Origin of the sequence: Serratia sp. JKS000199, assembly GCF_900215455.1 — a bacterium.
Classification (GTDB): Bacteria; Pseudomonadota; Gammaproteobacteria; order Enterobacterales; family Enterobacteriaceae; genus Serratia; species Serratia ureilytica.
In genome coordinates this window covers 4,239,227-4,262,573 of sequence record NZ_LT907843.1, presented here as the reverse complement: position 1 = coordinate 4,262,573, position 23,347 = coordinate 4,239,227, and the positions used below count along the sequence as shown (strand labels likewise).

At 60.8% G+C, this 23,347-nt stretch carries 20 protein-coding genes; 9 read left to right on the top strand and 11 right to left on the bottom strand.

Going from position 1 to position 23,347, the window contains the following annotated elements; genetic code table 11:
• Positions 1 to 171 precede the first annotated feature (171 nt).
• Positions 172 to 411 carry a septal ring assembly protein ZapB gene (gene zapB, locus CPH57_RS20190; RefSeq protein ID WP_004931092.1) on the top strand — a complete coding sequence of 80 codons (240 nt, stop codon included), beginning with the start codon at positions 172 to 174 and terminating at the stop codon, positions 409 to 411.
• A 60-nt stretch (positions 412 to 471) separates the two neighbouring features.
• On the opposite strand, the gene rraA is transcribed toward zapB, so the two are convergent.
• The 7 genes from rraA to priA all read right to left on the bottom strand — a co-directional run bounded on the left by rraA (position 472) and on the right by priA (position 8,540).
• Positions 472 to 957 (bottom strand): ribonuclease E activity regulator RraA, encoded by a 486-nt coding sequence (rraA, locus tag CPH57_RS20185; protein ID WP_004931090.1) that lies wholly within the window; start codon positions 955 to 957, stop codon positions 472 to 474.
• A gap of 75 nt (positions 958 to 1,032) precedes the next feature.
• Complete coding sequence (locus CPH57_RS20180) at positions 1,033 to 1,950, bottom strand: 1,4-dihydroxy-2-naphthoate polyprenyltransferase (protein ID WP_069099991.1); 918 nt, start codon at positions 1,948 to 1,950, stop codon at positions 1,033 to 1,035.
• A gap of 96 nt (positions 1,951 to 2,046) precedes the next feature.
• On the bottom strand, positions 2,047 to 3,381 hold the full coding sequence (gene hslU, locus CPH57_RS20175) for an HslU--HslV peptidase ATPase subunit (protein ID WP_033645212.1): 1,335 nt from the start codon (positions 3,379 to 3,381) through the stop codon (positions 2,047 to 2,049).
• A gap of 12 nt (positions 3,382 to 3,393) precedes the next feature.
• Positions 3,394 to 3,924: an ATP-dependent protease subunit HslV gene (gene hslV, locus CPH57_RS20170; RefSeq protein WP_004931085.1), complete on the bottom strand. Its 531-nt coding sequence runs from the start codon at positions 3,922 to 3,924 to the stop codon at positions 3,394 to 3,396.
• 102 nt (positions 3,925 to 4,026) lie between these two features.
• A complete protein-coding gene (gene ftsN, locus CPH57_RS20165) occupies positions 4,027 to 4,959 on the bottom strand; it encodes a cell division protein FtsN (RefSeq protein ID WP_033645213.1) in 933 nt (310 codons plus the stop codon).
• Between the two features lie 65 nt (positions 4,960 to 5,024).
• Positions 5,025 to 6,053: a DNA-binding transcriptional regulator CytR gene (gene cytR / locus CPH57_RS20160; protein WP_025304661.1), complete on the bottom strand. Its 1,029-nt coding sequence runs from the start codon at positions 6,051 to 6,053 to the stop codon at positions 5,025 to 5,027.
• Between the two features lie 291 nt (positions 6,054 to 6,344).
• Positions 6,345 to 8,540, bottom strand: a complete 2,196-nt coding sequence (gene priA / locus CPH57_RS20155; protein WP_089195302.1) for a primosomal protein N' — start codon at positions 8,538 to 8,540, stop codon at positions 6,345 to 6,347.
• A 200-nt stretch (positions 8,541 to 8,740) separates the two neighbouring features.
• Here priA and rpmE point away from each other — a divergent pair, with 200 nt between their 5' ends.
• Positions 8,741 to 8,956 carry a 50S ribosomal protein L31 gene (gene rpmE, locus CPH57_RS20150; RefSeq protein ID WP_004931078.1) on the top strand — a complete coding sequence of 72 codons (216 nt, stop codon included), beginning with the start codon at positions 8,741 to 8,743 and terminating at the stop codon, positions 8,954 to 8,956.
• A gap of 77 nt (positions 8,957 to 9,033) precedes the next feature.
• On the opposite strand, the gene metJ is transcribed toward rpmE, so the two are convergent.
• On the bottom strand, positions 9,034 to 9,351 hold the full coding sequence (gene metJ, locus CPH57_RS20145) for a met regulon transcriptional regulator MetJ (protein ID WP_004931076.1): 318 nt from the start codon (positions 9,349 to 9,351) through the stop codon (positions 9,034 to 9,036).
• A gap of 304 nt (positions 9,352 to 9,655) precedes the next feature.
• On the opposite strand from metJ, the gene metB reads away from it, so the two are divergent.
• The 3 genes from metB to metF all read left to right on the top strand — a co-directional run bounded on the left by metB (position 9,656) and on the right by metF (position 14,379).
• Entirely contained in the window at positions 9,656 to 10,816 is a 1,161-nt protein-coding gene (gene metB / locus CPH57_RS20140) for a cystathionine gamma-synthase (protein ID WP_089195301.1), read from the top strand.
• A 2-nt stretch (positions 10,817 to 10,818) separates the two neighbouring features.
• Positions 10,819 to 13,254: a bifunctional aspartate kinase/homoserine dehydrogenase II gene (locus CPH57_RS20135; protein WP_033645216.1), complete on the top strand. Its 2,436-nt coding sequence runs from the start codon at positions 10,819 to 10,821 to the stop codon at positions 13,252 to 13,254.
• Between the two features lie 228 nt (positions 13,255 to 13,482).
• Positions 13,483 to 14,379: a methylenetetrahydrofolate reductase gene (gene metF / locus CPH57_RS20130; protein WP_033645217.1), complete on the top strand. Its 897-nt coding sequence runs from the start codon at positions 13,483 to 13,485 to the stop codon at positions 14,377 to 14,379.
• 104 nt (positions 14,380 to 14,483) lie between these two features.
• On the opposite strand, the gene ppc is transcribed toward metF, so the two are convergent.
• Both ppc and argE read right to left on the bottom strand, forming a co-directional pair.
• Entirely contained in the window at positions 14,484 to 17,120 is a 2,637-nt protein-coding gene (gene ppc / locus CPH57_RS20125) for a phosphoenolpyruvate carboxylase (RefSeq protein ID WP_089195300.1), read from the bottom strand.
• 261 nt (positions 17,121 to 17,381) lie between these two features.
• Positions 17,382 to 18,527: an acetylornithine deacetylase gene (gene argE, locus CPH57_RS20120; protein ID WP_015379410.1), complete on the bottom strand. Its 1,146-nt coding sequence runs from the start codon at positions 18,525 to 18,527 to the stop codon at positions 17,382 to 17,384.
• Between the two features lie 216 nt (positions 18,528 to 18,743).
• Here argE and argC point away from each other — a divergent pair, with 216 nt between their 5' ends.
• The 4 genes from argC to argH all read left to right on the top strand — a co-directional run bounded on the left by argC (position 18,744) and on the right by argH (position 23,231).
• Positions 18,744 to 19,748, top strand: a complete 1,005-nt coding sequence (gene argC, locus CPH57_RS20115; protein ID WP_047025846.1) for an N-acetyl-gamma-glutamyl-phosphate reductase — start codon at positions 18,744 to 18,746, stop codon at positions 19,746 to 19,748.
• Between the two features lie 20 nt (positions 19,749 to 19,768).
• Positions 19,769 to 20,542, top strand: coding sequence for an acetylglutamate kinase (gene argB, locus CPH57_RS20110; protein WP_033645219.1), 774 nt, complete (start codon positions 19,769 to 19,771; stop codon positions 20,540 to 20,542).
• A 25-nt stretch (positions 20,543 to 20,567) separates the two neighbouring features.
• Positions 20,568 to 21,788 (top strand): argininosuccinate synthase, encoded by a 1,221-nt coding sequence (locus CPH57_RS20105; RefSeq protein WP_004931061.1) that lies wholly within the window; start codon positions 20,568 to 20,570, stop codon positions 21,786 to 21,788.
• A gap of 69 nt (positions 21,789 to 21,857) precedes the next feature.
• Entirely contained in the window at positions 21,858 to 23,231 is a 1,374-nt protein-coding gene (gene argH, locus CPH57_RS20100; RefSeq protein ID WP_004931059.1) for an argininosuccinate lyase, read from the top strand.
• Positions 23,232 to 23,264: 33 nt separating this feature from the next.
• Here the strand turns inward: argH and CPH57_RS20095 are convergent, their stop codons facing one another.
• Positions 23,265 to 23,327 carry a hypothetical protein gene (locus CPH57_RS20095; protein ID WP_230358737.1) on the bottom strand — a complete coding sequence of 21 codons (63 nt, stop codon included), beginning with the start codon at positions 23,325 to 23,327 and terminating at the stop codon, positions 23,265 to 23,267.
• Positions 23,328 to 23,347: the final 20 nt, after the last annotated feature.

Sequence of the window (23,347 nt, the reverse complement as noted above, 5' to 3'; positions counted from 1 at the left end):
GCTAGACAGGCGGAGACTGGCTACTTACAATCGTTTTTAACGAATCGAGACTGGCGCGCCTTCCGTAACGGCGCGCGTCACTGAGCGCGATGCAATATTCGCAGTAGCTGCAGCCGACGTTGCGGCCGCTACTTATAGATGTACGCCTTGCTATCATGAGGGGACTGAAGCATGTCATTTGAAGTATTTGAGAAACTGGAAGCAAAAGTACAGCAGGCGATTGATACCATCACCTTGTTGCAGATGGAAATTGAAGAGCTGAAAGACAAAAACAACTCTCTGTCGCAGGAAGTTCAGGCTGCCTCCGGCAACCACGAAGCGCTGGTGCGCGAAAACCAACAGCTGAAAGAAGAACAGCACGTATGGCAAGATCGCCTGCGCGCGCTGCTGGGCAAAATGGAAGAGGTTTGATTCCTTACGCCATGCAGCAACGAAAAGGGCGCCTGAGGCGCCCTTTTTCATGTCCGAAAATCACTCGATGTCGAGCGGGTCTTCGGAGAGGATGATGCCGGTGTTGTCGGCATACAGGTGGTCGCCGGAGAAGAAGGTGACGCCACCGAAGTTGACGCGGATATCGCTTTCGCCCACGCCTTCGCTTACGGCACCCGCCGGGATCGCCGCCATCGCCTGAATGCCGATGTCGAGCTCTTCCAGATCGTCCACCTGGCGCACCGCGCCGTACACCACGATGCCTTCCCATTCGTTCTGGGCGGCCAGGCGCGCCAGTTCGGCGTTGATCAGCGCCCGGCGTACCGAACCGCCGCCGTCGACCAACAGCACGCGGCCGCGACCGTTTTCTTCAAGCAGATCGAATAACAGGCCGTTATCCTCAAAGCATTTTACCGTGGTGATCTGCCCGCCAAATGAAGTACGCCCGCCAAAATTGGAGAACAGAGGTTCAACAACGTTCACCTCTTCATGATAGATGTCGCAAAGTTCGGAAGTATCGTATTTCATAGGATTTTACGTCTGTTTGCCGCAGGAATGTTCAGTATATCCCTTTATTCGCCCTGTTGGCAAAATCATCAGTTTTTAACTGAGCGCCACGCCGATGGCGAACAGCAGATTGGCCAGCAACGCCGCCTTGACCATATGCTCCAGCATCGGCCGCATGCCGACCGGCGTCGGATCGCGCAGCACGCGCAGGCCGTGGCGCACCAGCAGCGGGATCGCCAGCACGAACAGCCAACCCCACGGGCTGTGGAGGTTGAACAGCGTGAACAGCGCGAAACACAGCACCGCGCCGCTGAGCAGCAGGGCGTGGTAAATGCGCGCCTTGTGCGGGCCGAGACGCACCGCCAGCGTATTCTTGCCGTTTTCGCGATCGCTTTCGATATCGCGCAGATTGTTGATGTTGAGTACCGCCGTCGCCAGCAGGCCGCAGGCGGTGGCCGGTAGCATCACGACGCTGTCGAAGGTGTGCGTCTGCAAATAGTAGGTGCCGGCCACGCTCAGCCAGCCGAAGAACACCAGCACCGAGATGTCGCCCAGCCCCAAATACCCGTAGGGTTTGTTGCCGACGGTGTAGGTGATGGCCGCCACGATAGACAGCCCGCCCAGCACCAGGAAGCCCACCACGTCGCTGGGTTGCTCGCAGGCGACGGCGATCAGCGAACAGCCGGCGATGGCGATCAGCACTACCGTCACCACCAGCGCCCGTTTCATCTGCGCCTGGGTGATCATGCCCTTTTGCATGCCGCGCAACGGCCCGATGCGATCTTCTTTGTCGCTGCCTTTGACCGCATCGCCGTAGTCATTCGCCAGGTTGGAGAGGATCTGCAGCAGACCGGCGGTCACCAGCGCCAGCAGCGCCACTTCAGGTTTCAGGCTGCCGTGCCAGGCGGCGATCGCCGAGCCGACCACGATGGAGGCAAAGGCCAACGGCAGGGTGCGGGGGCGTAGACTTTCGAGCCAGGCGGAAATCGGGGTGGTGGAGGTTGATGAGCTCATGTTTCGCTTCTGTCAGTAAGTTGCGGTGTCCGTTAGAAATAATTGTGGGAGGCAATGCCTCCCACACAGATGACTGACAAGACAATGATTGAGCGATTATAGGATAAAACGACTCAAATCTTCATCCGCCACCAGTTCATCCAGATGACTGCGCACGTAATCCGCATCAATTGTAATGGATTGGCCATTAATTTCACTCGCATCGTAGGAAATATCTTCCATCAGACGCTCCAGCACGGTGTGCAGACGACGCGCGCCGATGTTCTCGGTGCTTTCGTTGACCTGCCACGCGGCTTCGGCGATGCGGCGGATGCCGTCGGCGGTGAACTCGATATTGACGCCTTCGGTGCCCATCAGCGCTTTGTACTGTTCGGTCAGCGACGCGCTCGGCTCGGTCAGGATGCGCTCGAAGTCTTCGGTGGTCAGCGCCTGTAGCTCAACGCGGATCGGCAGACGGCCCTGCAGTTCCGGGATCAGATCCGACGGATTGGCGGTCTGGAACGCGCCGGAAGCGATGAACAGAATGTGGTCGGTTTTCACCATGCCGTGCTTGGTGGACACGGTGCACCCTTCCACCAGCGGCAGCAGATCGCGCTGCACGCCTTCGCGGGAAACGTCCGGGCCGGAGCTTTGGCCGCCGCGCTTACAGATTTTGTCGATCTCATCGATAAACACGATGCCGTGCTGCTCAACCGCTTCGATCGCCTGCTCTTTCAGCTCTTCCGGGTTCACCAGCTTGGCGGCTTCTTCTTCCACCAGCAGCTTGAAGGCTTCTTTGATCTTCAGCTTGCGCGGTTTTTGCTTTTGGCCGCCGAGGTTCTGGAACATCGACTGCAGCTGGTTGGTCATCTCTTCCATGCCCGGAGGCGCCATGATTTCCACGCCCATCGGCGCGGCGGCCAGATCGATTTCGATCTCTTTGTCATCCAGCTGGCCTTCGCGCAGTTTCTTGCGGAATGCCTGGCGGGCGGCGGACGGTTCCTGGCCTTCTTCCGGCTGGCCCCAGTTGTTTTTGGCCGGCGGGATCAGCACGTCGAGAATGCGCTCTTCGGCCAACTCTTCGGCACGGGTGCGATTTTTCTCGATCGACTGCATGCGCACCATTTTGATGGCGGCATCGGTCAGATCGCGAATGATGGAGTCCACTTCTTTGCCCACATAGCCCACTTCGGTGAACTTGGTGGCTTCAACCTTGATGAACGGCGCGTTGGCCAGCTTCGCCAGACGGCGGGCGATTTCGGTTTTACCGACGCCGGTCGGGCCGATCATCAGAATGTTTTTCGGGGTCACTTCGTGACGCAGCATCTCGTTGAGCTGCATCCGGCGCCAGCGGTTGCGCAGGGCAATGGCGACAGCGCGTTTGGCCTTGTTTTGGCCAATGATATAGCTGTCCAGTTCGCTGACGATCTCGCGCGGGGTCATTTCAGACATGGTATTCGATCCTTACGCTTTGGAAGGCAATTCTTCAATGGTGTGGAAATGGTTGGTGTAAATACAGATGTCGCCGGCGATGTTGAGGGATTTCTCAACGATGTCGCGGGCGCTCAGCTCGGTATTTTCCAACATGGCGCGGGCGGCGGCCTGGGCGTACGGGCCGCCGGAGCCGATGGCGATCAGATCGTTTTCCGGCTGCACCACATCGCCGTTGCCGGTGATGATCAGCGAGGCGGTTTCATCGGCGACCGCCAGCAGCGCTTCGAGCTTGCGCAGCATGCGGTCGGTGCGCCAGTCTTTCGCCAGCTCGACGGCGGCTTTCACCAGGTGGCCCTGATGCATTTCCAGTTTGCGTTCAAACAGTTCAAACAGCGTGAAGGCGTCAGCGGTGCCACCGGCGAAACCGGCGATCACTTTGTCGTTATACAGGCGACGCACTTTCTTGACGTTACCCTTCATCACCGTATTACCCAGGGTTGCCTGGCCATCACCACCGATGACGACCTGGCCGTTGCGGCGTACGCTTACAATTGTTGTCACGAGCAGACCCTCGTTAAAGACGGAAAGAAGTCCCCGCAGCGCCTGCTTTCGCAGACGCTACGAGGCATATTGAGAGTATAGATGGGGGGGGATTGACGCTTTTCAACCCCCAACGGAGAGGGGAATGCAACTCGACATGCCGACGCCCTTCAGGCGCGAAAGGGTTTTGTCCGCTGCGGCGCGGCTGCTGTAGGGGCCGAGCACCACGCGATTCCAACCGCCACCGGCGGTGATGCGGCTCTCGATGCCCTCGAACGCCAGGCGCGCACGCACGGATTCAGCCTGATCGGTGGCGCGGAACGAACCGCATTGCACCATCCACTTCTGTTTCGATTCCGGTTTGGTGTCCTGCTTGGCCGTTTCCTGTTTCACTTCCGGTTTGGGCTCCGGCTTCGGTTGCGGCTTCGGCTCAGGCTGTTTCACCTGCGCCGGCGGCGGGGTGACTTGCTTCGGCTGCTGGTGCTGCTGCACCGGCGCGGTGGTGGCTCCGTTGTTGAACGGGTTGCGCGGCGCCTGAGTGACCTGCTGCTGTTGCTGTACCGGCTGCTGCTGCATTTGCGGTTGTTGCATCTGCTGCTGGCGGTTGCCGCGCGCGTTGGCCTGGCCCGGATCGTTATACGGCACTTCATTCAGCTGCGTCGGGCGCTGTTGCATGTCGGCCTGCATCTGCTCCAGCAGTTGCCGTTGTTCGGCGGTCAGCTGAGTTTTGGAATTGAGCTCGCCGCCGGCCGTCGGTTCGGTCGGGGTTTGCACGCCGATCTGTCGGTTTTCCAGCTCTTTGATATAGCGCCAGCGCTCTTCCGGCTTCGGCGGCAGGCCGTTGCCTGGGCGAGTGGTGTGCGCAGGCAACAACGGCGCGTCTTCCGGCTTGTTGTGCGTAATGAAATAGAGGCCACCGACAAAGACAACCAGCAACGCGACGGCTAACGCCAGCACGGTTTTGGAAACCTTCGGAGAACTGCGTTTTTTACGGCTGGGGGTTTTGCGCTTAGCTCCTGCTGCGCGCCCACGGCTTACATAGTCTTTTTGTGCCACTATTATTCCGCTGTGTCCTGATGAGAGGATAAGTCCGTCATGTTACTGAACCCTAAAATATTTGACTAGCGTTTCGGAGCAGCGGTGCTGCCTCTGATAATCAATTCACTGTCCAAGAGTCGGGAGCCGCTGGCCACCGTCTGGCCGTTCAACTGCTCCAACAGCAACAACATCGCCTGCTGGCCGATCTGGAAGCGCGGCTGCGCCACCGTGGTCAGCGGCGGATCGCAATACTGCGCCAGCTTGAGGTCGTCAAAGCCGACGATCGACAGATCCTGCGGTACCCGCAGCCCCATTTTCTTCGCCTGGGACAGCACGCCGATCGCCATGACGTCGCTGTGGCAGAACACCGCCGTCGGCGGTTTCGGCTGAGCCATCAACTGGGTCAGCGCTTGCGCGCCGGCTTCGTAGGTAAAATCACCCCGGGTAATATAGCTGCTTTCGACGGTAATGCCATTACGGCGTAGCGCTTGAACATAACCTTGCAGCCGATAATGGCTCAGCGGCATCTGTTCCGGCCCGGCGACGCAGGCGATCTGCCGGTGGCCCAATTGATGCAAATAATGCACGGCTTCAAAGGCGGCGGTCAGGTTGTCGATATGCACCGTCGGCAGTTCCAGCTCGGGCGCGAACTCATTGGCCATCACCATCGGCGGCAGGTTGCGCTGCTCTTCCTTGCTGGCGTCGAACGGTAGATTAGAGCCCAGCAGCAGCATGCCGTCGATCTGTTTGGTGATGATCAGATTGACGAAGGTGCGTTCTTGCTGGTTCTGCTGCGCGCAGTCGCCGATCAGCACCAGATAGCCTTGTTGGGCGGCGGTCTGTTCGATCCCCTGGATCACATCCGCGAAAAACGGATCGCAGATGTCGGGCACGATCACCAGGATGGTGCGAGATTCGTTGCGTTTGATATTGCGTGACAGAGCATGAGGAGAATAACCCACGGCCAGCACGGCCTGTTCCACTTTCTGACGCGTTGGCGTTGACACCTTTTCCGGATTCATCAGCGCACGCGATACGGTAGCCGTTGAAACGCCCGCCATTTCGGCGACGTCTTTCATGGTCGCCATGGATAACTCTTTCTTGTGTTCCAACGCCTTTCTCCTTGCGTCAGCCCCATGCCGACGCCACTACTGCTGTTTGCTCACAATGTCCGGCATGCGGTGGCGGGATTGTTGTCATTGAGCGCCACTCGCGTTCGAGCACTCCGTCGCGCTGCGATGTGGCGACAAAATTTGCCCTCGCAGACATTCTAAACAGAATACGCCCCGCCTTTGTTACCTAATTTGCATAAAAAATGTGACCTGAGAAGGTTTTTTAGCGTTCGCTCGCAATTTAAAGGGTAAACGTTTGCATGACGGCAGCTAAATCGGACTTTTCCGGGATCAGCTGTCGATCGGATCGACATCCAGCGTCCATTTCACCTTGCGCGTTTGCGGCAGGGTGCCGATCAGCGGCAGCGAGCTTTTCATCAGCTGTTGCAGGACGCGCCGTGTCGGATGCTGCAGCAGCAGCTGCCAGCGGAAACGGCCGCCGCGTTTGGACTGCAGCGCCGGCACCGGGCCCATCACCCACAGCGAATCGTCCTTAAGCGGACTGGCTTCCAACAGATTGCGCAGCTGCTGCAGGAACAGCGGGGCCTGTTGGTTATCGTGATCTTCGGCGCGCACGATGATGTGGCTGGTGTAGGGCGGTAGAAACACGCTGTTGCGCTCCGCCAGCGTCTGTTTGGCGAAGGCGTCGTAACCTTGTTGCAGCAGCACCTGCAATAACGGGTGCTCCGGGTGGTGGGTTTGCAGCAGCACTTCACCCTGTTTGCCCGCTCGCCCCGCGCGCCCGGAGACCTGGGTATAGAGCTGAGCAAAACGCTCGGCGGAGCGGAAGTCGGCGGAGAACAGCGCGCCGTCCACGTCCAGCAACGCCACCAGCGTGACGTCGGGAAAATGGTGGCCCTTGGCCAGCATTTGCGTGCCGATCAGAATGCGCGCTTCGCCGCGATGAATATCCGCCAGGTGCTGCTCCAGCGACCCTTTGCGGCTGGTGGTGTCGCGATCGATGCGGGTGATCGGCGTGTCGGGGAACAGCGGCGCCAGCTCATGTTCCAGCTGTTCGGTGCCGACGCCGACCGATACCAGGTGGGTGGAGCCGCACTGCGGGCATTGGTGCGGCACCGGTCGCTGGCTGTCGCAGTGGTGACAGCGCAGCTGGCGCTGATGCTGGTGGAAGGTGTAATAGTGATCGCAGCGCTGGCACTCGGCGATCCAGCCGCACTCGTGGCACAGCAGCGCCGGGGCGTAACCGCGGCGGTTGAGGAACAGCATCACCTGATTGCCGGCTTTTAAATGGTGCTGCATGCTTTTCAAAAGCGGCTGCGACAGGCCGACCTTCAGCGGCAACCCTTTCAGATCGATCAGATGCTGCGCCGCCGGTTTGGCGTTGCCCGCGCGCTGGGTGAGCTTCAACTGGCGATATTTGCCCAGCTGCACGTTGTGCAGCGTTTCCAGTGCCGGCGTGGCGGAGCCCATCACCATCGGGATATCTTCTTCCCGGGCGCGGAACACCGCCAGATCGCGGGCGTGGTAGCGCCAGCCTTCCTGCTGTTTATAAGAGCTGTCGTGCTCTTCGTCGATGATGATAACGCCCAGTTGCCGGAACGGCGTGAACAGCGCCGAGCGGGTGCCGATGACGATCGCGGCTTCGCCGCTGCGCGCGCGCAGCCAAACCGCCAGCCGTTCGCTGTCGTTCAGCCCGGAGTGCAGCACGTCCACCGGCGCGTTGAAGCGCTCGCGAAAGCGGGCGATGGTTTGCGGCGTCAGGCCGATTTCCGGCACCAGCACTAGCGCCTGCCGGCCTTTGGCCAACACGTTTTCCAGCACGCTGAGATACACCTCGGTCTTGCCGGAGCCGGTGACCCCGGCCAGCAGCCAGGCGGCAAACTGCTCATCTTCGCTTCGGATCGCCCCGACGGCGGTGGCCTGTTCGGTATTCAGCCGCAGCCGCTCGCCGAGCACCGCAAAGTTGGGGCGCCAGTCCTGCGTGGCCGCGACCTGAGCGCGCAGATCGATCAGCCCTTTGGCGCGCAGCGCCTGCAGGGCGCTTTCCGTCAGCTCAAGCTGGCTGACCTGATGGCGATAGACCGGGCGTTGCAACAGCGCCGCCAGCGCCTGCTGCTGTTTCGGCGCGCGTTTCAGGCTTTCGGGCGGCGTGGCGCGCCCCTCTTCGGTGGCGAACCACTGCCACAGCGGCGTGGCCTCGGCCGGTTTGCCTTGGCGCAGCAGGATCGGCAGCGCGTGGAACAGCACTTCGCCGATGGGATAGTGGTAGTAATCGCTGGCCCAGCGCAGGATGCGCCACAGGCTGGGGGAGAACAGCGATTCCGTGTCGATCACGCTGTCGATCGGTTTGAGCTTGTCCAACGGCAGTTCGCTGGTGTCGCTGCAGCCGGTGACGATGCCGATTGCATGCTGCTTGCCCCAGGGCACGCCCACGCGCGCGCCGGCCACCGGCTGCATGCCGGGCGGCAGCAGATAGTCGAAGGTGCGGGCGAGGGGGACCGGCAAAGCAACGTGTACGACGGGCATGATCTCATCCAAATTGAAAAAAAGTGGGCATCAGTTTACACGGCGCATCGGCAAATGTACGGTTCCGATTGCGCGCCCCGACTAATGCTGTATAATTTGCCGCCTTTGGTATAATTCGATACCAAAATTCTATTATCAACCACGTGTGGTGTCTGGCGAAACAGGGCTGGATAGCGACACGGCCTTAACTGAGGTTTCCCATGAAACAAGGTATCCACCCAAAATACGAAGAAGTTACTGCTAACTGCTCTTGCGGTAACGTGATGAAGATCCGCTCCACCGTGGGCCACGATCTGAACCTGGACGTTTGTGGCGCATGCCACCCGTTCTACACTGGCAAGCAGCGTGACGTTGCTACCGGTGGCCGCGTTGACCGCTTCAACAAGCGTTTCAGCGTACCAGGCGCTAAGAAATAAGATTTCTTATCGACCGATGAAAAAGGCGCCCTGGGCGCCTTTTTTCTTTTCTGCCGCCGGCGTTCGCCGGGCGGTTCTCAATATTCCCAGGTATCGGGATCGACACCCAGTTCGCGCATCAACGCTTTTGCGGCTTCCGGGATTTCATCGCTGCGCTCTTTGCGCAGGTCTTCATCGTTCGGCAGCGGCTGGCCGGTAAAGGCATGCAGAAACGCTTCGCACAGAAGTTCGCTGTTGGTGGCGTGGCGCAGGTTGTTCACCTGGCGACGGGTCCGTTCGTCGGTGAGGATTTTCAGGACCTTCAGCGGAATGGATACCGTGATCTTTTTGACTTGCTCGCTTTTTTTACCGTGTTCAGCGTAAGGGCTGACATACTCGCCGTTCCACTCAGCCATGGGACACCTTAACTTTGTCAGAAAAATTACAAAATTCTAAAAACCGGCCAATTATGCCCGATCTTCACTGTTCTCACTAAATAAATGTCAATTTTACGCGACCAGGGTCACTGAATGCCCCGCTTCGGCCAGGCATTGCCGCTTAACATCTTATCGTCATGTCATATCGGCATAATTTTAGCGGGTATTGTGTCATTGCTCAATCTATACGCAAAGAAGTTTAGATGTCCAGATGTATTGACGTCTATCAATCCTGCGATTACTCTTTAGGCCTCATTCACCGAACCGAGAGCCGAGCGAGCCCATGACGCGTAAACCAGCCACGATTGCCGTACGCAGCGGCCTGAACGACGACGAACAGTACGGCTGCGTTGTCCCGCCGATTCATCTGTCCAGCACCTATAACTTTACCGACTTCAATCAACCCCGAGCTCATGACTACTCGCGCCGCGGCAACCCGACGCGCGACGTGGTGCAGCGCGCGTTGGCGGAGCTGGAAGGCGGCGCCGGCGCGGTGATGACCGGCAGCGGGATGTCGGCGATCCATCTGGTGACCACCGTACTGCTGAAGCCCGGCGATCTGCTGGTGGCGCCGCACGACTGTTACGGCGGCAGCTATCGGTTATTCGACAGCCTGAGCAAGCGCGGCGCTTATCGCGTGCTGTTCGTCGATCAAGGCAATGAGGCCGCCCTGCAACAGGCGCTGGCGCAAAAGCCGAAGCTGGTGTTGATAGAAAGCCCCAGCAATCCGCTGCTGCGGGTGGTGGACATCGCGGCGATCTGCGCTGCCGCGCACGCGGCGGGCGCGTTGACGGTGGTGGACAACACGTTCCTCAGCCCGGCCCTGCAACAGCCGATCGAACTCGGTGCCGATCTGGTGGTCCATTCTTGCACCAAATACCTGAACGGGCATTCGGACGTGGTGGCCGGCGCGGTGATCGCCAAAGATCCTGAGCTGGCGGTCGAGCTGGCCTGGTGGGCGAACAACATCGGCGTGACCGGCGGCGCGTTCGACAGCTATTTGTTGCTGCGCGGCATGCGCACGTTGTCGCCACGCATCAAGGCGGCGCAACAAAACGCTGAAGCGATTGTTGACTATTTACAGCAGCAACCGCTGGTGAAAAAGCTGTATCATCCCTCCCTGCCGGAGAATCCGGGGCATGAGATCGCCCGTCGTCAGCAGCGCGGTTTCGGCGCGATGCTGAGTTTTGAACTGGACGGCGATGAAGCGGTGCTGCGCCGTTTTCTCTCTGCCCTTGAGCTGTTTACTCTGGCAGAATCGTTGGGCGGCGTAGAAAGCCTGATCTCGCATGCAGCGACCATGACTCACGCCGGCATGGCGGCGGAGGCGCGGGCAGCGGCCGGCATCTCCGAGGGCCTGCTGCGCATTTCCGTGGGTATTGAAGACAGTGAAGATTTGATTGCCGATCTGGAACGCGCTTTCCAGGCGGCGGCAACGAGGTAAGCATGAATGCAATTGCTGTAGCAGGGCCGGTGAGCGGGCGTCAACTGCACAAGTTTGGCGGCAGCAGTCTGGCGGATGTGAAGTGTTATCTGCGTGTGGCCGGGATTATGGCGGAATACAGCCAGCCGGGCGACATGATGGTGGTATCGGCCGCCGGCAGTACCACCAACCAGTTGATCAACTGGCTGAAGCTCAGCCAGAGCGATCGCCTGTCTGCGCACCAGGTGCAGCAGACGTTGCGTCGTTATCACAGCGATCTTATCAGCGGCCTGTTGCCGCCGGAAAGCGCCGAGCCGCTGATCGCCGAGTTTATTCAGGATCTGGAACGTCTGGCGGCGCTGCTGGACGGCAATGTCGACGAGGTGTGCTACGCCGAAGTGGTCGGGCACGGCGAGATTTGGTCGGCGCGCCTGATGGCGGCGGTGCTCAACCACCTGGACATGCAGGCGGCCTGGCTGGATGCGCGTGACTTCCTGCGCGCCGAGCGCGCCGCACAGCCGCAGGTGGATGAAGGCCGTTCTTACCCGCTGTTGCAACAATTGATGGCCCAACACCCGGGTAAACGCCTGGTGGTGACCGGGTTCATTTCGCGCAACGACGCCGGGGAAACCGTGCTGTTGGGGCGTAACGGCAGCGACTACTCCGCTACTCAGGTCGGCGCGCTGGCCGGCGCTGCGCGCGTCACCATCTGGAGCGACGTGGCCGGGGTTTACAGCGCCGATCCGCGCAAGGTGAAAGATGCCTGCCTGCTGCCGCTGCTGCGTCTGGACGAAGCCAGCGAGCTGGCGCGTCTGGCTGCGCCGGTGTTGCACACCCGTACCCTGCAGCCGGTCTCCGGTAGCGATATCGATCTTCAGCTGCGCTGCAGCTATCAGCCGGAGCAGGGCTCGACGCGCATTGAGCGCGTATTGGCTTCCGGCACCGGCGCCAAGATTGTCACCAGCCACGACGATGTGTGCCTGATTGAACTGCACGTTGCCGCTCAGCATGACTTCAAACTGGCGCAGAAAGAGTTGGATCTGGTGCTCAAGCGCGCGCAGATCAAACCGCTGGCGGTGGGCATCCACCCAGACCGCAACCTGGTGCAGCTGTGCTACACCTCCGAGGTGGTCAACAGCGCGCTGGCGACGCTGCAGGCCGCGGTGCTGCCAGGCGAGCTGCGCCTGCGCGAAGGATTGGCGCTGGTGGCGATGGTCGGCGCCGGGGTGTGCAAGAACCCGCTGCACAGCCACCGTTTCTATCAGCAGCTGAAAGATCAGCCGGTCGAGTTTATCTGGCAGGCGGAAGATGGCATCAGCCTGGTGGCGGTATTGCGCCAGGGGCCGACCGCGCTGCTGATCCAGGGGCTGCACCAAAGCCTGTTCCGCGCCGAGAAGCGCATCGGTCTGGTGCTGTTCGGCAAGGGCAATATCGGGTCGCGCTGGCTGGAGCTGTTCGCCCGTGAGCAGACCAATATCTCCGCGCGCAGCGGCTTCGAATTTATCCTGGCGGGGGTGGTGGACAGCCGCCGCAGCCTGCTGAACTATGACGGGCTGGACGCCAGCCGCGCGCTGGCATTCTTTGAGGACGAAGCGCAGGAGCTGGATGAAGAATCGCTGTTCCTGTGGATGCGCGCGCACCCGTTCGACGATCTGGTGGTGCTCGACGTGACCGCCAGCGAAGAGCTGGCCGGGCAGTATCTGGATTTCGCCAGCTACGGTTTCCACGTGATCAGCGCCAACAAGTTGGCGGGGGCCTCGTGTAGCGACAGCTATCGCCAAATACGCGACGCCTTCGCCAAAACCGGCCGCCACTGGCTGTATAACGCCACCGTCGGCGCCGGCCTGCCGGTCAACCACACGGTGCGCGATCTGCGCGACAGCGGCGACAGCATTCTGGCGATCAGCGGTATCTTCTCCGGCACGCTCTCCTGGCTGTTCCTGCAGTATGACGGCACGGTGCCGTTCACCGAGCTGGTGGATCAGGCCTGGCAGCAGGGGCTGACCGAACCGGATCCGCGGGTCGATCTCTCCGGCCAGGACGTGATGCGCAAGCTGGTGATCCTGGCGCGCGAGGCGGGCTACGACATCGAACCGAACCAGGTGCGGGTCGAGTCGCTGGTGCCGGCGGGGTGCGAGCTGGGCTCCGTCGATCAGTTCTTCGAGAACGGTGAGGCGCTGAATCAGCAGATGCAACAGCGCTTTGAGGCCGCCAGCGAAATGGGCCTGGTGCTGCGCCATGTGGCGCGTTTCGACGCCAACGGCAAGGCGCGGGTCGGCGTAGAGGCGGTGCGCCCTGAGCATCCTCTGGCCTCGCTGCTGCCGTGCGACAACGTGTTCGCCATCGAAAGCCGCTGGTATCGCGATAATCCGCTGGTGATCCGCGGGCCGGGCGCCGGCCGCGATGTGACCGCCGGCGCGATCCAGTCAGACCTTAACCGATTGGCGCAGCTGCTTTAATCCTCTGCGGGCGCGGGCTCACCGCGCCCCTTGGCTTTTCCTGCCATACTTATCTTTGTCGCGATCATGAAATTCCCTCGTTGAGCGGGTGAGGATTAATCATCTTATTCCCCTCATTTTCCTGTTGACTCTTTAGCCAACATGCGGCATTTTCTATCTAGACGTCTAAACGTATAGACGCTCATCAAGATGAAATAAAAACAGTGATCGATAAGAGGTGAGCAGGGTATGAGTTTTTTCCACGCAAACCAGCGGGAAGCGCTGAATCAGAGTCTGGCGGAGTTGAACGGCCAGATTAACGTATCATTCGAGTTCTTCCCGCCACGCACCAGCGAGATGGAAGAGACCCTGTGGCAGTCGATCGATCGTCTGAGCATCCTCAAACCTAAATTCGTTTCCGTCACCTACGGCGCCAACTCCGGCGAGCGCGATCGCACCCACAGCATCATCAAAGGGATCAAGGAACGCACCGGCCTGGAGGCGGCGCCGCACCTGACCTGCATCGACGCCAGCCCGGCGCAGCTGCGCGACATCGCGACCGATTACTGGAACAGCGGCATCCGCCATATCGTGGCGCTGCGCGGCGATCTGCCGCCGGGCGGCGGCAAGCCGGAAATGTACGCGACCGATCTGGTGGCGCTGCTGAAAGACGTGGGTGACTTCGACATTTCCGTCGCCGCTTACCCGGAAGTGCACCCGGAGGCGAAGAGCGCCCAGGCCGATTTGATTAACCTGAAACGCAAGATCGATGCCGGCGCCAGTCGCGCGATTACCCAGTTCTTCTTCGACGTTGAGAGCTACCTGCGCTTTCGCGACCGCTGCGTCGCCGCCGGTATCGACGTGGAAATCGTGCCGGGCATTCTGCCGGTGTCCAACTTCAAGCAGCTGCAGCGCTTCGCCACCATGACCAACGTGCGGGTGCCAAGCTGGATGACCAGCATGTTCGAAGGGCTGGACGACGATGCGGAGACCCGCAAAATGGTTGGTGCCAACATCGCCATGGACATGGTGAAGATCCTGAGCCGCGAAGGGGTGAAAGATTTCCACTTCTATACCCTGAACCGCGCCGAGATGAGTTACGCCATCTGCCACACGCTGGGCGTGCGACCGGTGGCCGCCGCCTGACGGGTCTGTTCCATTTAAAAGGGCGCCGCTTTACCGCGGCGCCCTTTTTTTGTGGGGGAGACATAAAAAAACGGCCCCGATAAACGGGGCCGCGATGAGGCTCACTAGCCGGTGTTGCGCATCCCGGCGGCGACGCCGGCGATGGTAACCATCAGCGCCTGCTCCACGCGGGCGTCCGGCTGCTCCTGCTGGCGCGAACGGTGCAGCAATTCGGCCTGCAAGACGTTCAACGGGTCGGTATAGACGTTGCGCAGCGCGATGGATTCGGCGATCCACGGCAGGTCTTCCATCAGGTGCGCATCGTTGGCGATGGTCAGCACCACCTTGATGTCGCTTTCCAGCTGATCGCGCAGCTGTTGGCCCAGCGGCCACAGCGATTTATCCACCAGGCGCTGATCGTAGTATTCCGCCAGCCACAGGTCGGCTTTGGCGAACACCATTTCCAGCATGGCGATGCGGGTGGAGAAGAACGGCCAGTCGCGACACATCGCCTCCAGCTCCGCCTGTTTGCCGGCTTTCACCGCTTCCTGCAATCCGGCGCCGGCGCCGAGCCAGGCCGGCAGCATCAGGCGGTTCTGCGTCCAGGCGAAGATCCACGGAATGGCGCGCAGGCTCTCTACGCCGCCGTTCGGCTTGCGCTTGGCCGGGCGCGAGCCCAGCGGCAGTTTGCCCAGCTCCAGCTCCGGCGTGGCCGCGCGGAAGTAAGGCACGAAGTCCGGGTTTTCACGCACGTAGCCGCGATACATTCGGCAGGAGGTCTCGGATAGGTCGTCCATCAGCGCCCGCCATTCTTTCTTCGGTTCCGGCGGCGGCAGCAGGTTGGCCTCGAGGATCGCGCCGGCATACAGCGCCAGGCTGCTGATGGTGACTTCCGGCAGGCCGAACTTGAAGCGGATCATCTCGCCCTGTTCGGTGACGCGCAGGCCGCCCTTCAGGCTGCCCGGCGGCTGCGACAGCAGCGCCGCATGCGCCGGAGCGCCGCCGCGGCCGATGGAACCGCCGCGGCCGTGGAACAGCGTCAGCGCCACGCCGGCCTTTTCACAGGTTTTGATCAGCGCGTCCTGCGCGCGGTACTGCGCCCAGGAAGCGGCCATCACGCCGGCGTCTTTCGCCGAGTCGGAATAGCCGATCATCACCATCTGTTTGCCCTGGATGAAGCCGCGATACCAGTCGATGTTCAGCAACTGGGTCATTACGTCGTCGGCGTTGTTCAGGTCGTCGAGGGTTTCGAACAGCGGGGCGACCGGCAGCGCGAACGGGCAGCCGGCCTCTTTCAGCAGCAGGTGCACCGCCAGCACGTCGGAAGGCGTGCGCGCCATCGAAATCACATAGGCGGCGATCGAGCCCTGCGGCGCTTCGGCAATCACCCGGCAGGTTTCCAGCACTTCCTGCGTGTCGGCGCTCGGTTGCCATTTCAGCGGCACCAGCGGGCGTTTGGAGTTCAGTTCGCGGACCAGGAACGCCTGTTTATCGGCTTCCGACCAGCTTTCATAATCGCCCAGCCCCAGATAGCGGGTCAGCTCGGCGATGGCTTCGGTATGGCGGGTGCTCTCCTGACGCACGTCGATGCGCACCAGCGGCACGCCGAAGCAGCGCACGCGGCGCAGGGTATCCAGCAGTTGACCATTGGCGATGATGCCCATGCCGCAGGCCTGCAGCGACTGGTAGCAGGCATACAGTGGCTCCCACAGCTGCTCGTTGTTCACCAGCAGGTCGTGCGGTTTCAGCACGCGCTCGCCCTTCAGGCGACCTTCAAGATAAGCCTGGGAACTCATCAGCTGGCTGCGCAGCTGCTTCATGATTTCGCGGTAAGGCTCCTGCACCTCATCGCCGCCGGCGCGGGCGCGCAGCTCAGGGGTGCACTCGGTCATCGACAGCTCGGAGACCAGCACCTGGATGTCGCGGGTAAACAGGTCGCAGGCTTTCCAGCGGCTGAGCAGCAGCACATGGCGGGTAATTTCGGCGGTGACGTTCGGGTTGCCGTCGCGGTCGCCGCCCATCCAGGAGGTGAAGCGCACCGGCACCGCTTCTACCGGCAGGCTGTAATCGATGGAGTTTTCCAGCTGTTCGTTGAATTCGCGCAGGAACGCCGGCACGCCTTCCCACAGGCTGTTTTCCACGACGGCAAAACCCCATTTGGCTTCGTCGATCGGGGAAGGGCGGTGTTTGCGAATTTCATCGGTGTGCCACGACTGGGCTACCAGCTGGCGCAGGCGGCGCATGATCTTGTTGCGCTCGTAGTCGGCCAGATCGTTGTGATCGAGCTGGCTGAGGCAGGTGTTGACCTCCACCAGCTTGTGGATCAGGGTGCGGCGGGTGATCTCCGTCGGGTGCGCCGTCAGCACCAGCTCGATGGAGAGTTGCGACACCGCGTGCTGCAGCTCTTTGTCGCTGAGCTTTTTGTCTTTGAGGCGGCTGAACAGTTGGGCCAGCGCTTCCGGGTTGCTGGCGGCTTCGCCGTTGGGCGAAATGCTGTGGTACTGCTCGGCGACGTTGGTCAGGTTGAGGAACTGGCTGAAGGCGCGCGCCACCGGCAGCAGCTCGTCGTTGGACAAGTTCTGCAGGGTGGAGAGCAGCTCCTGGCGATGCGCTTCGTTGCCGGCGCGTGAGGATTTGGAAAGCTTACGGATGGTCTCAACGCGATCGAGAATATGCTCGCCCAGCGCTTCTTTGATGGTATCGCCGAGCAATTTGCCGAGCATACTGACATTACTGCGCATTGCCGAATATTGTTCGTTCATATAACCCCTGACCCAGTTCTGTATGTATGATTTTTATCTTGTAAATAAATTTCACGCGTCAGGCGCAGACCGCCTGCCTGATCCCATCGCGTTCCTGTCCAATCGTCAATTGACACTATTTTTAGCAAAAAAACATCAAAATCGGCGCATTTTCTGAAATTTAATTACGCCGCGTGGGTTATCAGCGTGGCTTATTTCGCTGCCTTCTACTTATTTTGAGTTAGGGGAAGCATAAAGCATTTCCCCTGCTAAATGTCGGGTTTATTGCCGGCAAAAGTGATTGACCAGCTGGCCCAACAGTTTGCGCGTCGGTTCGATAAACGCGGTGTCGATGTATTCGTCCGGCTGGTGGGCCTGATCGATGGAACCGGGGCCGAGCACCAACGTCGGGCAGACCTGTTGCACGAACGGCGCTTCGGTGCAGTAGTTGACCACCTGCGTGCGGGTGCCCAGCAGCTCCTCGATCACCGCTACCATGCGGTGGTCGGTCGGGCATTCGTAGCCCGGTACCGACGCGTGCAGCTCTTCGATGGTCAGGCGGCCCGGCCAGCGTTGGCTCACTGGCTCCAGCGCCTGATGCATCAGTTCGTTGATGTTGTCGAGCGTCATGCCGGGCAGCGGGCGGATATCCAGGTGCAGTTCGCAACAGGCGCAGATGCGGTTGGCCGCGTCGCCGCCGCTGATATGGCCGAAGTTCATGGTGGGATAAGGCACGGCGAACGCCGGGTTGTTGTAGCGCTCCTGCAGGGTCTTGCGCAGCTCCATCAGGCGGCCGATGGACTCGTGCATCAGATCGATGGCGTTGACGCCGCGCGCCGGATCGCTGGAGTGGCCGGACTGGCCGACGATGCGAATGGCGTTGGCCATGTGGCCCTTGTGCGCGCGCACCGGCTGCAGCGAGGTCGGCTCGCCGATGATGGCGAAATCCGGACGAATGGCGGTAGAGGCGGCGAAGTAACGCGCGCCGGCCATCGTCGTTTCTTCATCTGCGGTGGCTAAAATGTACAACGGCTTGGTCAGCTTGCTCGCGTCGATATCGCGCACCGCATCCAGAATAAAGGCGAAGAAGCCTTTCATGTCGGCGGTGCCCAGCCCGTAGAGCTTGTTGTCGTGCTCGGTCAGGGTGAAGGGATCGCGCGTCCAGCGGCCTTCGTCGTAAGGCACCGTATCGGTGTGGCCGGCCAGCAGCAGGCCGCCGCTGCCTTCGCCGATGCTGGCCAGCAGGTTGAATTTGTGGCGCGACTCCGGCACCGGCTGTACGTCGACGCGAAAGCCCAGGTCGGCAAACCATCCGGCCAGCAAGTTGATTAACGCCTCATTGCTCTGATCGAGGCCGGCATCGGTGGCGCTGATTGACGGAGTGGCGATCAACGCCCGGTACAGCTCAATAAATGGAGGTAATTTCATCTTCACTGTTGACAGCCTTAGGTTAGGATAGTATCAATATTCATGCATTTATTTTGAATAAAAATACAGTAAGCCGAAGCGTAAGGGAACCCGATGCCCGGATGTTTATAAAAGCATCAACGCCTGGCTCCGTGGGTGAACGGCGCAACAACGCTGGCTAGCCCTGTTACCTGGGTCGCAAGCGACCGCACGTCAGTTTAGAAGGTGAAAGGCCACATGTTGAATACGCTGATCGTTGGTGCCAGCGGTTACGCCGGAGCGGAGCTCACGGCTTACCTGAATCGTCACCCACACATGAACATAACCGCTTTAGCGGTTTCAGCGCAAAGTGCAGATGCAGGAAAGTTGCTTTCCGATCTCCATCCCCAGTTGAAAGGCATCGTCGATCTGCCGCTGCAGCCGTTGACCGACGTCGCCAAGGCGGCGCAGGGCATCGACGTGGTGTTCCTCGCCACCGCCCATGAAGTCAGCCACGATATCGCACCGGCTTTCCTGGCGGCGGGCTGCGTGGTGTTCGATCTGTCCGGCGCCTTCCGCGTGCAGGACGCCGGTTTTTATAGCCAGTACTACGGTTTCGAGCATCAGCATGGCGCTCTGCTGGAGCAGGCGGTGTACGGCCTGGCGGAGTGGCAGAGCGACAAGATTAAACAGGCGCAGCTGATCGCGGTGCCGGGCTGTTACCCGACGGCGGCGCAGCTGGCGCTGAAACCGTTGATCGAAAAACAGCTGCTGAATCTGGATCAGTGGCCGGTGATCAACGCCACCAGCGGCGTCAGCGGCGCCGGGCGCAAGGCCAGCATGACCACCAGCTTCTGCGAAGTGAGCCTGCAGCCGTACGGTATTTTCACTCATCGGCACCAGCCGGAGATCGCCGCACACCTGGGCGTGCCGGTCATCTTTACGCCGCACCTGGGCAATTTCCCGCGCGGCATCCTTGAAACCATCACCTGCCGTCTGAAAGCCGGCGTGACCGCGCAGGACGTCGCGGCCGCCTATCATGCCGCCTATGACGACAAGCCGCTGGTGCGGCTGTACGACCAGGGCGTGCCGGCGCTGAAATCGGTGGTGGGGCTGCCGTTCTGCGACATCGGTTTTGCGGTGCAGGGCGAGCATCTGATCGCCGTGGCGGTGGAAGACAATCTGCTGAAAGGCGCGGCGGCGCAGGCGGTGCAATGCCTGAATATCCGTTTCGGCTTCCCGGAAACCCAATCACTCCTTTAAACCAGCGTGAGTAAACAGCAATGAACCCGTTAATTATCAAGTTAGGTGGCGTGTTATTAGACAGTGAAGAAGCGCTGGAGCGTCTGTTTACCGCGTTGGACAGCTATCGGCAGCAGCACCAGCGTCCGCTGGTGATCGTGCACGGCGGCGGCTGCGTGGTGGACGAACTGATGAAGCAGCTCGCTTTGCCGGTGGTGAAAAAGAACGGCCTACGGGTCACGCCGGCCGATCAGATCGACATCATCACCGGGGCGCTGGCCGGCACCGCCAACAAAACGCTGCTGGCGTGGGCGATTAAACACCAAATCAACGCCGTCGGCCTGAGCCTGGCGGACGGCGGCAGCGCGGTCGTGACCCCGCTCGATCCGGCATTGGGCCACGTCGGCAACGCGCAGCCCGGTTCGCCCGCGCTGCTCAATACCCTGCTGGGCGCCGGCTACCTGCCGGTTGTCAGCTCCATCGGCATCACCGCCGAAGGGCAGTTAATGAATGTGAACGCCGATCAGGCGGCGACGGCGCTGGCGGCGACGCTGGGGGCGGACCTTATCCTGCTGTCGGACGTCAGCGGCATCCTCGACGGCAAGGGCCAACGCATTGCGGAAATGACGGCGCAAAAAGCGGAACAACTGATCGCGCAAGGCATCATCACCGATGGTATGGTGGTGAAGGTGAATGCGGCGCTCGACGCTGCCCGCACCCTCGGCCGCCCGGTGGATATCGCCAGCTGGCGCCATGCCGATCAGCTTCCTGCTTTGTTTAACGGCGTGTCGATTGGCACCCGGATCCTCGCTTAATTTTAGAATTAGAAAGGAATAGACCATGCAAAACCAAGGCATCAAAAAAATCGTTCTGGCGTACTCCGGCGGCCTGGATACCTCGGCCATCATTCCATGGCTGAAAGAGAACTACGGCGGCTGTGAAGTGGTGGCGTTCGTGGCGGACATCGGCCAGGAGCGCAGCGATCTGGAAGGCGTGGAGCAAAAAGCCCTGCAGTCCGGTGCCTCTGAATGTCACGTGGTCGATCTGCGTGAAGAATTTATCCGCGATTACGTTTATCCAGTGCTGCAGACCGGCGCCCTGTATGAGGGCAGCTACCTGCTGGGCACCTCGATGGCGCGGCCGATCATCGCCAAGGCGCAGGTCGAGCTGGCGTTGAAAGTGGGCGCAGACGCGCTGTGCCACGGCGCGACCGGCAAAGGCAACGATCAGGTGCGTTTCGAAACCACCTACACCGCGCTGGCGCCGCAGCTGAAAGTGGTAGCGCCGTGGCGCGAGTGGAACCTGCGTTCCCGTGAAGCGCTGCTGGATTACCTGAAAGAGCGCAATATCCCGACCACCGCATCGCTGGAGAAAATCTACAGCCGCGATGAGAACGCCTGGCACATCTCCACCGAAGGCGGCGTGCTGGAAAGCCCGTGGAACGCGCCAAACAAGGATTGCTGGGTATGGACCGTCGATCCGCAGGAAGCGCCGGACCAGCCTGAGCAGGTGACCGTTACCGTCGAGAAAGGCCGCGTCGTGGCGGTTAACGGTAAAGCGCTGTCGCCGTACCAGTGCCTGGAAACCCTGAACGCGCTGGGCGCCAAGCACGGTGTCGGCCGTATCGACATCGTGGAAAACCGTCTGGTGGGCATCAAATCCCGCGGCTGCTATGAGACCCCGGGGGGCACCATCATGGTGGCGGCGCTGCGCGCCATCGAGCAGCTGGTGCTGGATCGCGACAGCTTCAAATGGCGCGAGCAGCTGGGCCTGGAGATGTCCTATGTGGTGTACGACGGCCGTTGGTTCGCGCCGCTGCGCCGCTCGCTGCAGGCCTCTGCCGAAGCATTGGCTGAAGAGGTGAACGGTGAAGTGGTACTGCAGCTGTACAAAGGCCAGGTGACGGCGACCCAGAAAAAATCCGCCAACAGCCTGTACTCCGAAGAGTTCGCCACCTTCGGCGAAGACGAAGTTTACGATCACAGCCACGCGGGCGGCTTTATCCGCCTGTTCTCTCTGTCTTCACGCATCCGCGCGTTGAACGAGAAAAAGAATAAATAACCGATTGGCGTGACTCTGCAAGGGCGCAGCATGCTGCGCCCTTTCGCATAAAAATTCAGGAGTAAAGGTATGGCACTTTGGGGCGGACGGTTCACTCAGGCGGCGGATCAGCGGTTCAAGCAACTCAACGATTCGCTGCGGTTCGATTATCGCCTGGCGGAGCAAGATATCGTGGGCTCGGTGGCCTGGTCGAAGGCGCTGGTGACCGTTAACGTGTTGACGGCAACGGAGCAACAGCAGCTGGAGCAGGCGCTGAATGCCTTGCTGACGGAAGTCCAGGCCGATCCTTTGGCGATCGTCCAAAGCGATGCCGAAGACATCCACAGCTGGGTGGAGCAGAAGCTGATCGAGAAGGTCGGCGATTTGGGCAAGAAGCTGCATACCGGCCGCAGCCGCAACGATCAGGTCGCGACCGATCTGAAGCTGTGGTGCAAACAGCAGATCGGCGATCTGCATCAGGCGATCGTCCAGCTGCAGCAGGCGCTGGTGGAGACCGCCGAAGCCAACCAGGATGCGGTGATGCCGGGGTATACCCACCTGCAACGCGCGCAGCCGGTGACTTTCGCGCACTGGTGCCTGGCCTATGTCGAGATGCTGGCGCGCGATGAAAGCCGCCTGCAGGATACCCTGAAACGGCTGGACGTCAGCCCGCTGGGCAGCGGCGCGCTGGCCGGCACCGCGTATCCTATCGATCGCGAGCAGCTGGCTGGCTGGCTGGGCTTCGCCTCGGCGACCCGCAACAGCCTGGACAGCGTATCCGATCGCGATCACGTGCTGGAGCTGCTGTCCAACGCCGCCATCAGCATGGTGCACCTGTCGCGCTTCGCCGAAGATCTGATCTTCTTCAACAGCGGCGAGGCGGCGTTTGTCGAGCTGTCTGACCGCGTGACCTCCGGCTCTTCGCTGATGCCGCAGAAGAAAAACCCGGACGCGCTGGAGCTGATCCGCGGCAAGTGCGGCCGCGTACAGGGCGCGCTGACCGGCATGATGATGACGCTGAAAGGCCTGCCGCTGGCGTACAACAAAGACATGCAGGAAGACAAAGAAGGGCTGTTCGACGCGCTCGACACCTGGATGGACTGCCTGCAGATGGCGGCGCTGGTGCTGGACGGCATTCAGGTTAAGCGCCCGCGCTGCCGGGAAGCGGCGGAGCAGGGTTATGCGAATGCCACCGAGCTGGCGGACTACCTGGTCGCCAAAGGCGTGCCGTTCCGCGAAGCGCACCATATCGTCGGTGAGGCGGTGGTAGAAGCCATTCGCCAGGGCAAACCGCTGGAAGCGCTGCCGCTGGCGGATTTGCAGCAGTTCAGCGCGACGATCGGCGACGACGTCTATCCGATCCTGGCGTTGCAATCCTGCCTGGACAAACGTGCGGCCAAAGGCGGCGTCGCGCCGCAGCAGGTGGCCGCGGCAATCGCCGCCGCGAAACAGCGTTTGGCTTGACGACGAGGGCGGCCTGGCGCCGCCCTTGAACCTTTACCCCGCCAGGCGTGCGCAGAGATAACGGTTCAGGCTCACGCCTTCTTCCATCGCGCCGATCGCCAGCCGGCGATGCTGTT

Excerpts from the sequence above, each read along its gene's own strand:
- CPH57_RS20180 (WP_069099991.1), bottom strand. The coding sequence starts at position 1,950 with ATGAGCTCATCAACCTCCACCACCCCGATTTCCGCCTGGCTCGAAAGT.
- metF (WP_033645217.1), top strand. The coding sequence starts at position 13,483 with ATGAGTTTTTTCCACGCAAACCAGCGGGAAGCGCTGAATCAGAGTCTG.
- priA (WP_089195302.1), bottom strand. The coding sequence starts at position 8,540 with ATGCCCGTCGTACACGTTGCTTTGCCGGTCCCCCTCGCCCGCACCTTC.
- rpmE (WP_004931078.1), top strand. The coding sequence starts at position 8,741 with ATGAAACAAGGTATCCACCCAAAATACGAAGAAGTTACTGCTAACTGC.
- ppc (WP_089195300.1), bottom strand. The coding sequence starts at position 17,120 with ATGAACGAACAATATTCGGCAATGCGCAGTAATGTCAGTATGCTCGGC.
- hslU (WP_033645212.1), bottom strand. The coding sequence starts at position 3,381 with ATGTCTGAAATGACCCCGCGCGAGATCGTCAGCGAACTGGACAGCTAT.
- metB (WP_089195301.1), top strand. The coding sequence starts at position 9,656 with ATGACGCGTAAACCAGCCACGATTGCCGTACGCAGCGGCCTGAACGAC.
- CPH57_RS20135 (WP_033645216.1), top strand. The coding sequence starts at position 10,819 with ATGAATGCAATTGCTGTAGCAGGGCCGGTGAGCGGGCGTCAACTGCAC.
- argB (WP_033645219.1), top strand. The coding sequence starts at position 19,769 with ATGAACCCGTTAATTATCAAGTTAGGTGGCGTGTTATTAGACAGTGAA.
- CPH57_RS20105 (WP_004931061.1), top strand. The coding sequence starts at position 20,568 with ATGCAAAACCAAGGCATCAAAAAAATCGTTCTGGCGTACTCCGGCGGC.
- argC (WP_047025846.1), top strand. The coding sequence starts at position 18,744 with ATGTTGAATACGCTGATCGTTGGTGCCAGCGGTTACGCCGGAGCGGAG.
- argE (WP_015379410.1), bottom strand. The coding sequence starts at position 18,527 with ATGAAATTACCTCCATTTATTGAGCTGTACCGGGCGTTGATCGCCACT.
- rraA (WP_004931090.1), bottom strand. The coding sequence starts at position 957 with ATGAAATACGATACTTCCGAACTTTGCGACATCTATCATGAAGAGGTG.
- zapB (WP_004931092.1), top strand. The coding sequence starts at position 172 with ATGTCATTTGAAGTATTTGAGAAACTGGAAGCAAAAGTACAGCAGGCG.
- argH (WP_004931059.1), top strand. The coding sequence starts at position 21,858 with ATGGCACTTTGGGGCGGACGGTTCACTCAGGCGGCGGATCAGCGGTTC.
- metJ (WP_004931076.1), bottom strand. The coding sequence starts at position 9,351 with ATGGCTGAGTGGAACGGCGAGTATGTCAGCCCTTACGCTGAACACGGT.